Origin of the sequence: Marinobacter sp. Arc7-DN-1, from assembly GCF_003441595.1 — a bacterium.
Classification (GTDB): domain Bacteria; phylum Pseudomonadota; class Gammaproteobacteria; order Pseudomonadales; family Oleiphilaceae; genus Marinobacter; species Marinobacter metalliresistant.
On sequence record NZ_CP031848.1, the window covers coordinates 2,275,929 to 2,288,986 of the forward strand.

Here is a 13,058-nt window from a genome sequence, read left to right on the forward strand (position 1 = left end):
CAGGGCATCCGGAACCGGCCCTCCGGATGACCACTGAGTGTGAGTGGCGCCTATGACCGGAAAGAAAAAATCCGCCCAGGCCTCGGTTGAGGCCATGTATCGCGTATTCACGGTGCCCGAGGCGCCGGAATCCACGCTGAGCCGGATTGACCAGAACATCTCCCGCAACCTTACAGGCTTCCTGCAGGAGCACATTGTTGCGGTTGAACGGGACCTGTCGGATGTGGAGAAAGACTTTTCCGATTACAGCATCCCCGAAAAACCCGTCTTCGTGTCTGAACAGGCCCAGTTCCTCCTGGACAAACTGGTCGCCAACTCCGTTCACACCGCCTCCCCGGCCTTTATCGGGCACATGACCTCAGCGCTGCCCTATTTTATGCTGCCGCTGTCCAAGATCATGATTGCCCTGAACCAGAACCTGGTCAAAACCGAAACCTCCAAGGCGTTCACCCCCATGGAGCGCCAGGTCCTCGGCATGATTCACCGACTGGTCTACCAGGAGGACGGCGCCTTCTATCGCAAGTGGATGCACGATCCCCGCCATGCCCTGGGCGCCATGTGCTCCGGCGGCACCGTAGCCAACCTGACCGCCCTCTGGGTAGCCCGCAACCGCGCCTTCCCCGCCGAAGGCAGCTTCCGTGGCCTGCACCAGGAAGGCCTGTTCCGGGCCCTGAAATACTACGGTTACGAGGGCGCTGCCGTCGTGACCTCCCGTCGCGGCCATTACTCCCTGCGCAAGGCCGCCGACGTCCTCGGTCTGGGCCGGGAATCCCTGATTCCGGTGGATACTGACGACGAAAACCGAATCCAGACCGACGCCCTGCGGGACAAATGCCTGGAACTGCAGCGTCAGAAGATCAAGGTCATGGCCATCTGCGGCGTCGCCGGCACCACCGAAACCGGCAACGTCGACCCACTGGATGCCATGGCTGACATCGCCCGGGAATTCGGCGCCCACTTCCATGTAGACGCCGCCTGGGGCGGGCCGACCCTGTTCTCACGCACCTACAAACACCTGCTGCGAGGCATCGAAAAAGCGGACTCCGTCACCTTCGACGCCCACAAACAGCTCTATGTACCCATGGGCGTGGGCCTGGTCGTGTTCCGGGACCCAAGCCTGGCCAGCGCGGTCGAACACCACGCCCAGTACATCATCCGGAAAGGCTCCCGGGACCTCGGCAGCACCACCCTCGAAGGCTCCCGGCCCGGCATGTCCATGCTCATCCACTCCGGCCTGAAAATCCTGGCCAGAGAGGGCTACGAGATCCTGATCGACCAGGGCATCGACAAGGCCAAAACCTTTGCGGAAATGATCGAAGCAGAGCCGGATTTCGAGCTGGTCACCCGACCGGAACTGAACATCCTGACTTATCGCTATTGCCCGGGGAACGTTCAGGAAGCACTGGCATGTGCCGATCCATTGCAGGCGGAAAAGCTTAACACCTGCCTGAACCGGATCACCAAGTTCATCCAGAAAACCCAGCGGGAACGGGGCAAGGCGTTCGTCTCACGGACCCGACTGGAACCCGCCCGTTATTTCAACTTCCCCTGCATCGTGTTCCGGGTGGTATTGGCAAACCCGTTGACCACAAAGGACATCCTGGCGGACATATTGGCTGAACAACGGGAACTGTCAGCGGATGAGGGAATCCAGGACGAAATAAACATACTGCATCAGATGGCGGATGCAGTATTGAAACAGGTAACTCCCAACGCCCGGCAAGCATGAAGGCGACTGTAAATGCCAGGTGAGCCGGCTGGGGGACGTTTCAAAAGCTGTGCGGAGCCATGGAGGTGGGTTCAGTCCTAGACCGCAATTGGGCCAGGGCTCTGGCCCAATCGCTCTGAGTTCGGGGCCGGGTCAGTAAAGCGCCTCTTCATCATCCAGAACATCGTGGATGATATCCAGGAACATGCGGTCCGCCTCACTCCAGTTCTCGGGAATCCGGATGGTGGTGTTGGCACTGATTTCCCGGGCAATGATCTCCTCGGCATTCGGCTCACCCCGATGCTTGCGGGCAATCTCCATGGATTTGACCGCAATGGTCGGATCGCTCAACACCTTCTTGATGAATACCCGAAGCTCATCAATCATCTTCGCCTGACGGCTCTCACTCGATGTACTCATACTTCACTCCCCGGACAAATGGATCCTCGGGGGCATAGCCCCCGTACTTTCTGCATAGTATGGCCAAACTGGTCTGTTACAACCAGCCCGACGCATCAGACCAGCAGGCCGCGCAGGGTGAAGAACAGGATGGCCGCCATAATGGCCGAGGCGGGCACGGTGATGATCCAGGCCGCCGCAATCCGCACCAGGTGGGAGCGCTTGACCATTTCTTCCCGGTAAATCTTTTTCAGCCGCTTGCGTTCGGATTTGGACAGCGGCACCTGTTTTTTCTTCTTGGCCTGCTTCAGCAGGTTTTCCATTTCCTCGACAGAGGCGTTGCGAAAGTCGTCGAGGAACGGCTTGAGGCGCTCCTGCTCGGCAGGATCGTGGTGCTCCATGATCTTGTGCAGCTGAGTCACATAGTTGGATTTCAGGTATTCCCGCAGGAATCCAACGCCGAATACACCACCAATCGCGATATGGGTGGAACTGACCGGCAGGCCCAGCTGGGAAGCGAGAATAACGGTGAGTGCGGCAGACAGCGCGATACAGAAGGCCCGGGTCTTGTCCAGTTCGGTAATTTCGCTGCCAACCGTCTTGATCAGGCGCGGGCCAAACAGCATCAGGCCAACGGCAAGGCCGAGAGCACCTACCATCATGACCCATAGCGGAATACTGGCCGAGGTGATCACCGTTCCGGTCGACAGGGCATCGTTAATGGCTGCCAGCGGACCGATGGCGTTTGCCACGTCATTGGCACCATGGGCAAAGCTCAGCAGCGCAGCTGCAAAGATCAGCGGCCAGATAAACAGTGTGTTCACTCCGGTCGAGCTGTTCTCCATGGTTGATGCCAGTCGTCCCACCAGTGCACGCATCACGAAGAACACCACAGCCGCTGCCGCAAGACCGATCAGCGTAGCCTCAAGAAAGTCTACCTTGACGACTTTCTTCACCCCTTTGACCATCAGATAGGTACCGAACGCCCAGGCCATAATAGCCACCAGCCAGGGCACGAAAGTGCGCGCCGCCGGGATGACATCCTTGCGATACAGCACCGTCTTCTTGATCACGAACAGGAACAGCGCCGCCAGGGCACCACCCAGCACCGGTGAGATAACCCAGCTCGCGGCAATCTTGCCCATCACCGCCCAGTCAGCAATGTCCCAGCCGCCGGCAGCAATGCCGGCACCAAGCACGCCGCCAACAATGGAGTGGGTCGTCGATACCGGCGCGCCCATCCAGGTGGCCAGATTCAGCCAGAGCGCGCCGGCCAGCAGGGCCGCTGTCATCAGCCAGACAAAGGCCCGGCCATCTTCCAGGGTTGAGGGATCAATAATGCCGCCTTTGATGGTAGAGACCACATCGCCACCGGCAATGATCGCACCGCCCGCTTCAAAAACAGCAGCAATCACAACCGCCGCGCCCAGTGAAAGGGCCCCGGACCCCACCGCCGGACCAACGTTGTTGGCAACGTCATTGGCGCCGATGTTGATCGCCATGTACCCGCCAATAACCGCGGCGGCCATCAGCAACATGCTGTTCGGCATTCCCTGGCTGAATGATCCGACAGTCAGCCATATTCCAAGCAGGAAAAGCAGGCTGATGCCGACCCTGTATCGTTCCGTGGTAGGGCTGGTAAGGAGGGTATCCAGGAATCCGCTCGAACGGGCCATAACAGATCAGGTCTCGTTTAGTCTGTGAAAAAAGGGGAGCGAGCTTTGCCGCGCCGCAACTATAAAATCTTTGACATGAAATTGAAATAAAACGGTCATATTTCAATCAGGCTAAACACATCACAGACGGGACTGCAAAATTTCACTAACTTCACTCATAATCCGGGCTAAAAGCGTCTAAATTACAAAAACACCAAGAATAAGGCTTGCATGTCCCAACCAACCTCCTCCGGCCAGATCGCCGCCGGCGAACGGGAAGACTTCCAGGTCTCGCGCCTGCTCACCTGGCTGTCGGTCACTGCCATAGCCTTTCTCGTCGGAATCGGCGCCAAGGCCTGGTTCGCAGGCCACACAACCCACGCCTGGGTGCTCTGGTCGTTTATCGGGCTGATCGGCCTGAACATGCTGTATTTTGCCCGCACCGGCGACCAGACAAGGCAGAAAGGCGGGCTGATTGTCATTGTCGGCCTGCTGTTTACCTATCTGATGGCCTCTGGCGGCGAGAGCAATACCGGCCCCCTCTGGTTCTATGTATTTCCGCCCCTGCTGTTCTACCTCACCGACCTGAAAACCGGCACGGCGGTTTTGCTGTTTTGTTACCTCATTGCCGTTGTGGTGTTCCAGTTTCCCGGCCTGCCACTGGTGGCTGCGGAATACAGCATGGACTTCAAGATCCGCTTCTTTGCCACCCTCACCTTCGAATCAATTTTCTGTTTTGTCCTTGAAGCCAGCCGTCTCAAGGCCCGCAATGAGCTGGTGGCGCTTGCCGAAACCCACGAGTATGCGGCGAGAACCGACGAGCTCACCGGGCTGTCCAACCGCCGGGACATGCAAAACCGCCTGGCCATGGAGTTTTCCCGCTACCTGCGCTCCGGGCACCACTTCTCCATTGCCCTGATTGATCTTGACCTGTTCAAGACCATCAACGATCAGTTCGGGCACGATGCCGGTGACGAAGTGCTCCGTGAATTTTCTGCGCTGATGAGAACAGTAATCCGGCAAACCGATGTGGCGGCCCGGTGGGGTGGCGAAGAATTTCTGGTACTCCTCCCCGACACTTCCCTGCTCCAGGCACTGACCCTGGCAGAAAGGCTTCGCTCCAGGGTAGCCAGGCAGCCGTTTCGGTTCAGGGGGCAGAGCCTGCCGGTCACCATCAGTGCCGGCGTCTGTTCTATTGCCAAGGCCGGATCCCTGGACGACCTGCTTAAACAAGCCGATGTAAACCTGTACAGTGCCAAGGAATCCGGCCGCAACCGAATCGCGCCACGAGTGCGCAGTCAGGAGACTGACCCACCAGTTAAGCCCGTGAGTTGAGCCCGCCAAACGCTCCCGTTATGATCGTGCGCCACCACGGGACCCTATGGTCTGAACCCAGTACACTGAACAGGTAAACCAATGACAGCCATCCGTATTCTGGTGGGCAGCGTCTACGGCGGCGCGCTACTGACAGCCCGGGCAATCAAGAAGGATCTGGAAACCGACGGACATCAGGTCACCTTGCTGGAAAGCGCGGCGCTGGAAGACATCACCTCGAACCATGACCCGCTTCTGGTTTGCACATCCACCACCGGGCAGGGCGAGCTGCCACCGAACCTGCTGCCGTTCTATCTGGATTTGCGGGATCAGCTGCCACAGCAACCGGGCCGACCCTTCGGCGTGATCGTTCTGGGCGACAGCTCCTACGGCGACACCTTCTGCGGCGCCGGTGAACTGATGGAGGAAGCGCTGTACGAGACTTCGGCCCGCAAGGTTGGTGATACCCTGCGCATTGACTCCCTGGAAACCATGGAGCCTGAAGCAGACGCACTGCCCTGGGCCCGGGACTGGCTTAGCCAGATCTGACCGGATTACACAAATTTGCGTAACCGGTCCTGCCACCGACTTGAGCCATTAATGGCGACACGCCATACTCGGAAAGACAACGATATAAAGCGGTACACCGTGGCATCGACACAATGGCTCCGTTTGCTGATAGCACTGACTCTGTTGTCAGGCCTGGCAGCCCCTTCCCAGGGGGCTGAAACATCGTATATCCCGCAGATTGAGTACCTCCGCGTTGACCCGGACAGCACCCTCACCGCCACTGAAGCGCTGGCGTCCGACGACTGGCAAACCCTGAAAGAGGAAAGCCCGAATTTCGGCTACATCAGGGACACGGTCTGGCTCCGGTTTCCCGTTAGCCGCCCGGCAACGATCAATCTTCTGGAAGTCCGCTATTCCCAGCTCGACAGGCTCACTTTCTATCTGCTGGAAAACGGTCGCATTGCAAACCGGGTAGAAACCGGAGACCGGGCTCCCTTTGCGCAACGGCCCATATTATACCGCCATTTCCTGTTTCCCTTTGAACAGAGCATTGCCAGTGAGTACCAGATTCTGCTCGAAGTGAGCACTCAGGGAGCCATGCAGATACCACTCAGACTCTGGAACGCGCAGGCATTCTTCGAGCACGCATCCATCGAAGATCAGCTGCACGCAGTCTATTACGGCATCCTGATCACCGTTATCTTCTTTAATCTGTTCATTTTTTCCGCCTTGCGGGAACCGATGTACCTGCTCTATGTGCTGTCCACGCTCGGCTATCTGCTGGTGATCGGCAGCCTCAATGGCACCTCCTTTCAGCTTATATGGCCGGACAACCCTGCCATACAGAACCAGATGATGCTGCTCTCGGTGCCCTTCGCCATGCTGTTCACCCTGCTGTTCTCCCGCTCGTTTCTGAAACTGCAAGATACCGGCCCTACCCTGGACCGCCTAGTCGTAATTGCCATCGCCCTGAATGCCGTAGCGGCCGCAATCACGTTCTTCGCCGATTACAGCACCGGGAGCCGTCTGACCGTTGCACTGGCCATTCCCAGCTTCCTGCTGCTGACAACCCTTGGCCCCCTGCAGTGGGCCAAGGGTAACCCCCAGGCCAGTTACTACACCCTGGCCTGGGGCGCATTGACGCTCGGCAGTGCCGTCACCGCGGCCAACAAATACGGGCTGCTACCCACTACCTTCCTGACCACCTACGGGATGCAGATTGGCTCGGCGCTGGAGGCCATCCTGCTCACACTGGCTCTGGCGGCGCGGCTGTATCAGCAACGGCAGGAGAAGGTGGAAGCCCGAGAGGCCGAACTCAGAGCCATGGCAGCGCGACGCTCGGCAGAGCTCAAACTGATGGACCACGCCCTGCATAACCCGCTGACCGGTCTCCCCAACCGCAGCAGTTTCGAGATGATGCTGAATGACCTGATGGTGCGCGGCCCGGATAAGCGCTATGGCGTTGCGATCATTCACCTGAACAACCTGAAGTCCGTTACCAAGACTCTGGGCCACCGCAACAGCGACCGGATCCTGGAGCTGGCGTCGAAACACTACAATGCCGTTATCCGGGAGCTGCCGGGCGCCATGCCAGTGGAACAGAGCGATCTGCGCAACTTTTTCCTGGCCTCACTGGATCCACAGACCTTTGCGTTTATCGTCGATGCCGATGCCACCGGCTCCGTTCCCCGGTCGATTCTCAAGGGCCTGGACGGCATTCGGTACCCTATCGAGTACCTTGGCATGCAGGTGCCTCTGGACCCGCGACTGGGTGTGGCGATTTTCCCGGAGCATGGCCTGGATGCGAACACGCTGATCCGCCGGGCGGTGATCGCCGAGGGCTCGGACTCGGCCCGGGAACGGGGCATCGCCTATTACAAGCCGGCAAGGGATTCCTACAGCGCTGACCGGCTTACCATGGTTTCGGAGCTGCGGCAGGCACTGGAAAATGATGGGCTGGCGCTTTTCATGCAGCCCAAACAGTCGCTGAGGACCAACCGGATCGTCGGCCTCGAGGCACTGATTCGCTGGCCGGGACGCTCCCAGCCTCTCCGGGCCGACGAACTGGTTACGCTGGCGGAGCAGAGCGGCCTGATCAAACCCCTTACCCGCTGGGTTCTCGAGGAATCCCTCAAGCTTCGCTCCCGGCTGCTGGATCAGGGCTGGCCACTGACCATCTCCGTCAACATCTCGCCCAACAACCTGCGCGAGCCGGATTTTCCGGCCTTCGTTCAGAAGCTGATGAGCAGTTTTCACAGCCACCAGGGCGCCATCATCCTTGAAGTCACCGAGACCTCCATGATGCAGGACCCGGGCAATTCCCTGAGAGCCCTCAACTCCCTGAGCGCCACCGGCATTCCGATCTCCATCGACGACTTCGGGTCCGGCTACTCATCTCTGTCCTACATCAAGCAGTTACCGGCCAGCGAGGTCAAGATTGACCGGTCGTTGGTCACGGATCTTGCCACCGAGGCCGAAGACCGGGTCATTGTGCAGACCACCATCGATATGTGCCACAGTCTGGGCTACCGGGTAGTTGCAGAAGGCGTGGAGGATCACGGCACGGCGGATCTGCTGCGGGAGATGGGGTGTGACATGATCCAGGGTTACCTGATCACACCACCGCTCCCCTTCGATGAATTGCTGGACTGGCTGAGCCGAAACCACCACCAACCGGACCAGCGAAAACTCGGCTGAGCACCCTGTCAACGCTGACGGATCAGCGCCTCCTGGGTGGTGGAAGCCACCAGCAAACCCTCCTCACTGAAGAAGTTGCCGCGGTTAAAACCACGACCCGCCGAGGCGCTGGGGCTGTCCTTGTCGTACAGCAGCCATTCATCCATCCGGAAATCCCGATGGAACCAGATGGCGTGATCAAGACTGGCGACCTGAAGGTTTTTGCTCATGAAAGTCAGGCCGTGGGGGTTCAGGGAGGTCCCGAGAAACTGGAAATCGGACGCGTAAGTCAGCAGGCAGCGGTGCAGCACCGGATCATCCGGCAACGGCCCCTGAGCGCGGAACCAGCTCTGCTTGTGGGGCGGACGTTTTTCGGGCTTTAGCGGATTTACCGGGTTAACGGGCCGGATCTCGATCGGGCGATCACGGGTCAGGGTTTCGCGCACTCTTTCCGGCACCTGGGGTGCCAGGATCTTGCCCCATTCCTGTTCCGAACGAAGTGATTCCGGGCCCGGCGCGTCAGGCATCTTTAACTGATGCTCAAAGCCCTCTTCAGCCACCTGGAACGACATGGAGCCGGTCAGGATTTCCTTGCCATCCTGGCGAGCAATCACCCTGCGAACGGAGAAACTGCCACCATCCCGGACCCGCTGGACTTCGTAATCGATGGGCATGCTGTGATTGCCGGGGCGCAGAAAATAGGCATGCAGGGAGTGGCACAGACGCCCCTCAACGGTGCGGCTGGCAGCCATCAGCGCCTGGCCGATAACCTGTCCGCCGAACACGTTGGGAAAGCCCAGATCCTCGCTATCGCCCTGAAAGTGATCATCGCCAATGGGCGAAAGGTCCAGCAATTCCACCAGCTTCCTGGTTACCTCAAGCATGCCTGCTCCTGTGATTTCGTTAGCACACGACGGAGTTTTCTACCGCAAGCGGGGAGATTTCGCAATGAAAAGCCGCGAACGGCAGATAAAAACGGCCCCAGAAAACCGGGGGCCGTTCAGTCATTTCGGAGGGTTACCCGTGTATCGGCGGCACTTCCCGGGACAATGCCTGTTTCTCCAACGCAAAGCGACCTGTTACTGCAAACCCGAGGACCTCACCATCCGGACTCTTGAACAGCGCCTTGACGTCAGTGCCGTCCTGCTCCACATCCCAGCTGCCCCGGGCATCCGGAGCCGGCGGGCAGACGGCAGTGGGGCAACAGGGGGTCTTGATCATCACAGGCATGGTGCCATAGCGCACTTCGGTTCGCTCGCCGGTCAGCGTTTTGGCGAGGGCCCGGGCACAGGCCATCAGGGGCAGGACATAGAGCAGAACGTGGCCATCCACCTCGGCACAGTCCCCGAGGGCATAGACGTCCGGCGCCGAGGTTTCCAGAGCACGGTTGACGGTAATGCCACGACCGGTGGCAATGCCTGCCGCCTCGGCCAGCCCGATCCGGGGCCGCAAGCCCACGGCAGACAGCACCAGATCGGCATCCAGAGTCTCGCCATTGGCCAGGCTCAGGGCTACGCCACCGCCTTGCCGGTCGATCCGGTCCACCACGGTGCCGAGGTGGAAGCGGACGCCCAGGTTTTCCAGCTCCTGCTGAACCGCATTGGCGGCAACGTCCGGCAACAGGCCAGGCATCACCACTTCCGAGGGCGCAATCACGTCCACCTCGTAGCCGCCGTTGCGCAGATCATTGGCGAACTCACAACCGATCAGGCCGGCACCCATAATTGCGACCCGCTTGCCGTCGCCAAGGGCCTTGCGAAACTCGCGGTAGTCCATCAGGTCATTGATGGAGAACACGTGCTCCTGACCATCGCCCTCCAGGCTCAGCCGAATGACATCGGCGCCCCAGGCCAGAACCAGCTTGCGGTAGACGAGGCGCTCGTCGCCCAGCACCAGTTCGTGGCCTTGGGTATCAATTCCGGTGACGGTGGTGAAGGTCCTGACCCGCACATTCAGTTGCTCCGCCATGGCCTCCGTTGAAGCCTGAGCCAGCCCCCCGGCATCCTTGCCCTTGGTAAAGCCGGTGGAAAGCATGGGCTTGGAGTAGCTTACGCCGTCATCGGCCGTCACCATGATGACCGGGGTCTCTTTGTCCTGCTTGCGGATTTCCCGCGCCAGTGAGTAGCCGGACAACCCGGTGCCAACGATAACGATGGGGGCCTGTTCAGTCATAACCGCGTTCCTTGTTTAACCAACCGCGCCGGCTGGTATCAGCCAATCTCGATCATCTCAAAGTCTTCCTTGCCGACACCGCAGTCGGGGCAGACCCAGTCTTCCGGCACGTCTTCCCACTTGGTGCCGGGCTCAATGCCATCCTCGGGCCAGCCTTCCGCCTCATCGTAAATCAGACCGCAAACCACGCACTGCCACTTCTTCATAGAACGTCTCCCCATGTCTTTCGGGCGCAATGATAATTGTCCGACAATCTTTCGCGCAAGTGTATTACCCTTGTTAACAGATACGAACAACGGTTGAATCAGGCCATCATACCCATCGCCCCGGAATTGACCAATGCCAATGCCGACACTCGGTTCCGGAGTTTTCCGCCAGTAGCCACACATACCGGCCCGCGAGAACTGACCGCCCCTCCCTTCCGGCGCCCCTCTCCGGTATAATCGCCCGTTTTACGACAGGACCGACCGATATGACCGATACCGTCGCCGAGATGAACCAGGTAATGGCCGAAGCCGACTGCCTGGTCGATGAACAGCAGGTACAGACTGCAATTGGCAAGCTGGCCGACGATATTGCCGACCGCCTGAAAGACAGCAATCCGCTGTTGTTCTGCGTGATGAATGGCGGGCTGATCCTCACCGGGCAGTTACTGCCCCGGCTCCGGTTCCCGGTCCAGGCCGAGTACCTGCACGCCACCCGTTACCGCCAGGAAACCACCGGCGGCATCCTGGAGTGGAAGCTGCAACCCGAAGCCGACATCAACGGCCGCACCATCCTGATTGTGGATGACATCCTGGATGAAGGCACAACCCTGTGCGCCATTGCCGATTACTGCCGGGCCCACGGTGCCAGGGAAGTGCTCACCGCGGTACTGGTCGACAAGAAACACGACCGGAAAGCCCGCCCGGATCTGAAGGCGGATTTTACCGGCCTGGACGTGGAAGACCGTTTCCTGTTCGGTTACGGCATGGACTACAAGGGCTACTGGCGCAACGCGCCCGGCATCTATGCGGTCAAGGGACTCTGATATCAAAAGCCAACTGAGCGATATCAACAGCCACCTGACTATCCCCCCGACGAGCTGGTATCGCTCTCTCACAGCGGCCGGGCTGCGCAATCCCGCGGTGCACGGCCGCGCCCGGTACTGGCTGCAGGTGGAAGGCTCGTTTACCCGGGCCCTGCAGAAACATTGCACCCGGTCATTCCATGTCGAGGTTCGGCGGGAGGGCTTCGACTCGCCGAGCCTGGAAGAATCCCGGCGCCTGGCAATTCCCCCCAGGCAACACGCCTGGATACGGGAAGTCCGGCTGTGCGGTGATGGCGAGCCCTGGGTGCTGGCACGGACCGTCATCCCCCTGAACTGCCTGGAAGGTGAAGGGCGCCGCCTGCTGCACCTGGGCAACAGGCCACTGGGGGCCTATTTGTTCACCAGCCCTCATTGGGAACGGGGCCCGCTGGAAACCGGCCTCTGCAATCCTGTCATTCCCGGCCAGCCAGAGCTGGCCCGGCGCTCCCTGTTCAGTGGCCATAACAGCTCCCTGCTGGTGGGTGAATATTTCCTGCCCGCCCTGCTTCACCGGAACACGCTTTAACCGACCGCCTGCCACTGGCTATAATCCCCTGCACTTGCTGAATTCGCAGAACACCAGACGGACGCACCCCATGTTGCCCGATGCCATGCCAGACCCTATCCAGCGCCGGTTGGCCGACTACGCCAGCCTGCTCAGAATCGACCGCCCGATCGGGACATTGCTCCTGCTCTGGCCTACCTACTGGGCTCTCTGGCTGGCCGGAGAAGGCAGCCCCGGATTTGGCAATGTCATCATTTTCACACTGGGCGTTTTCTTCATGCGCGCCGCCGGTTGCGCCATCAACGATTTCGCCGACCGGGACTGGGACCGGCATGTAAAACGGACCAGGGACCGCCCGCTCACGGCCGGCCGGGTGAAGCCCTGGGAAGCGGTTGCGCTTTTTGCCGGCTTGTGCCTGATTTCATTCCTGATGGTCGTACTGTTCACCAACCCCCTGACCCTTTACCTGTCCTTCGGTGGTGCGCTGCTGGCGCTCATTTACCCGTTCATGAAGCGGTACACCCACCTGCCCCAGCTCTTTCTGGGAGCTGCCTTCTCATGGGCCATTCCCATGGCCTGGGCGGCAGAGGCCGGCGAACTCAGCCAGCTCACCTGGCTGCTATTCACCGCCAACGTACTCTGGACGGTGGCCTACGACACCCTCTATGCCATGGTGGACCGGGACGACGACCTGAAAGTGGGCATCAAGTCCACGGCCATCCTGTTCGGTGATGCCGATAAAGCGATCATTGCCACCCTGCAGGGTATGGTTGTGCTGATCCTGGTCATCGTGGGCCAGCGCGCCGAACTGGGCACATTTTATTATCTGGGCGTGGTGGTCATGGCCTGCCTGTTCGTGTACCACCAGTTCCTGGCCCGGGAACGGGAGCGTGAGGGCTGCTTCAAGGCGTTTCTCAATAACAGCTGGGCCGGGTTCGCGGTGTTTACTGGCCTGGCCATCGATCTGCTGATGCGCTGATCCTGTCATATACTTGTAACACTTGGACGTTGTAATGGGGTAGCAACAAATCAAGGTCTGACACAGGTTAA

At 59.6% G+C, this 13,058-nt stretch carries 12 protein-coding genes; 7 read left to right on the top strand and 5 right to left on the bottom strand.

From position 1 onward, the window contains the following. Positions 1-52: 52 nt before the first annotated feature. On the top strand, positions 53-1,729 hold the full coding sequence (gene panP / locus D0851_RS10710) for a pyridoxal-dependent aspartate 1-decarboxylase PanP (RefSeq protein WP_117618645.1): 1,677 nt from the start codon (positions 53-55) through the stop codon (positions 1,727-1,729). Between the two features lie 132 nt (positions 1,730-1,861). On the opposite strand, the gene D0851_RS10715 is transcribed toward panP, so the two are convergent. Then, positions 1,862-2,128, bottom strand: a complete 267-nt coding sequence (locus D0851_RS10715) for a hypothetical protein (protein WP_117618646.1) — start codon at positions 2,126-2,128, stop codon at positions 1,862-1,864. A 95-nt stretch (positions 2,129-2,223) separates the two neighbouring features. Beyond that, entirely contained in the window at positions 2,224-3,783 is a 1,560-nt protein-coding gene (locus tag D0851_RS10720) for an inorganic phosphate transporter (RefSeq protein WP_117618647.1), read from the bottom strand. 210 nt (positions 3,784-3,993) lie between these two features. On the opposite strand from D0851_RS10720, the gene D0851_RS10725 reads away from it, so the two are divergent. The 3 genes from D0851_RS10725 (at position 3,994) to D0851_RS10735 (ending at position 8,283) form a co-directional block, all read left to right on the top strand. Next, positions 3,994-5,097 (top strand): GGDEF domain-containing protein, encoded by a 1,104-nt coding sequence (locus D0851_RS10725; protein WP_117618648.1) that lies wholly within the window; start codon positions 3,994-3,996, stop codon positions 5,095-5,097. 81 nt (positions 5,098-5,178) lie between these two features. Then, positions 5,179-5,625: a flavodoxin gene (locus D0851_RS10730; RefSeq protein ID WP_117618649.1), complete on the top strand. Its 447-nt coding sequence runs from the start codon at positions 5,179-5,181 to the stop codon at positions 5,623-5,625. A gap of 51 nt (positions 5,626-5,676) precedes the next feature. Beyond that, complete coding sequence (locus tag D0851_RS10735; protein WP_117618650.1) at positions 5,677-8,283, top strand: EAL domain-containing protein; 2,607 nt, start codon at positions 5,677-5,679, stop codon at positions 8,281-8,283. An 8-nt stretch (positions 8,284-8,291) separates the two neighbouring features. On the opposite strand, the gene D0851_RS10740 is transcribed toward D0851_RS10735, so the two are convergent. The 3 genes from D0851_RS10740 to D0851_RS10750 all read right to left on the bottom strand — a co-directional run bounded on the left by D0851_RS10740 (position 8,292) and on the right by D0851_RS10750 (position 10,640). Then, the gene (locus tag D0851_RS10740) at positions 8,292-9,146 is read right to left on the bottom strand and encodes an acyl-CoA thioesterase (RefSeq protein ID WP_117618651.1); all 855 of its coding nucleotides are present in this window, start codon (positions 9,144-9,146) and stop codon (positions 8,292-8,294) included. A gap of 133 nt (positions 9,147-9,279) precedes the next feature. Then, a complete protein-coding gene (locus tag D0851_RS10745) occupies positions 9,280-10,434 on the bottom strand; it encodes an NAD(P)/FAD-dependent oxidoreductase (RefSeq protein ID WP_117618652.1) in 1,155 nt (384 codons plus the stop codon). A 38-nt stretch (positions 10,435-10,472) separates the two neighbouring features. Continuing rightward, positions 10,473-10,640, bottom strand: coding sequence for a rubredoxin (locus tag D0851_RS10750; RefSeq protein WP_008173532.1), 168 nt, complete (start codon positions 10,638-10,640; stop codon positions 10,473-10,475). Between the two features lie 266 nt (positions 10,641-10,906). Between D0851_RS10750 and D0851_RS10755 the strand changes: the two genes are divergently transcribed. The 3 genes from D0851_RS10755 to ubiA all read left to right on the top strand — a co-directional run bounded on the left by D0851_RS10755 (position 10,907) and on the right by ubiA (position 12,987). Further along, positions 10,907-11,464 (top strand): hypoxanthine-guanine phosphoribosyltransferase, encoded by a 558-nt coding sequence (locus tag D0851_RS10755; RefSeq protein ID WP_117618653.1) that lies wholly within the window; start codon positions 10,907-10,909, stop codon positions 11,462-11,464. Then, positions 11,445-12,029: a chorismate--pyruvate lyase family protein gene (locus D0851_RS10760; RefSeq protein WP_205422178.1), complete on the top strand. Its 585-nt coding sequence runs from the start codon at positions 11,445-11,447 to the stop codon at positions 12,027-12,029. The genes D0851_RS10755 and D0851_RS10760 overlap by 20 nt, the downstream gene beginning before the upstream one ends. A gap of 70 nt (positions 12,030-12,099) precedes the next feature. Continuing rightward, entirely contained in the window at positions 12,100-12,987 is an 888-nt protein-coding gene (gene ubiA / locus D0851_RS10765; protein WP_117618654.1) for a 4-hydroxybenzoate octaprenyltransferase, read from the top strand. Positions 12,988-13,058: the final 71 nt, after the last annotated feature.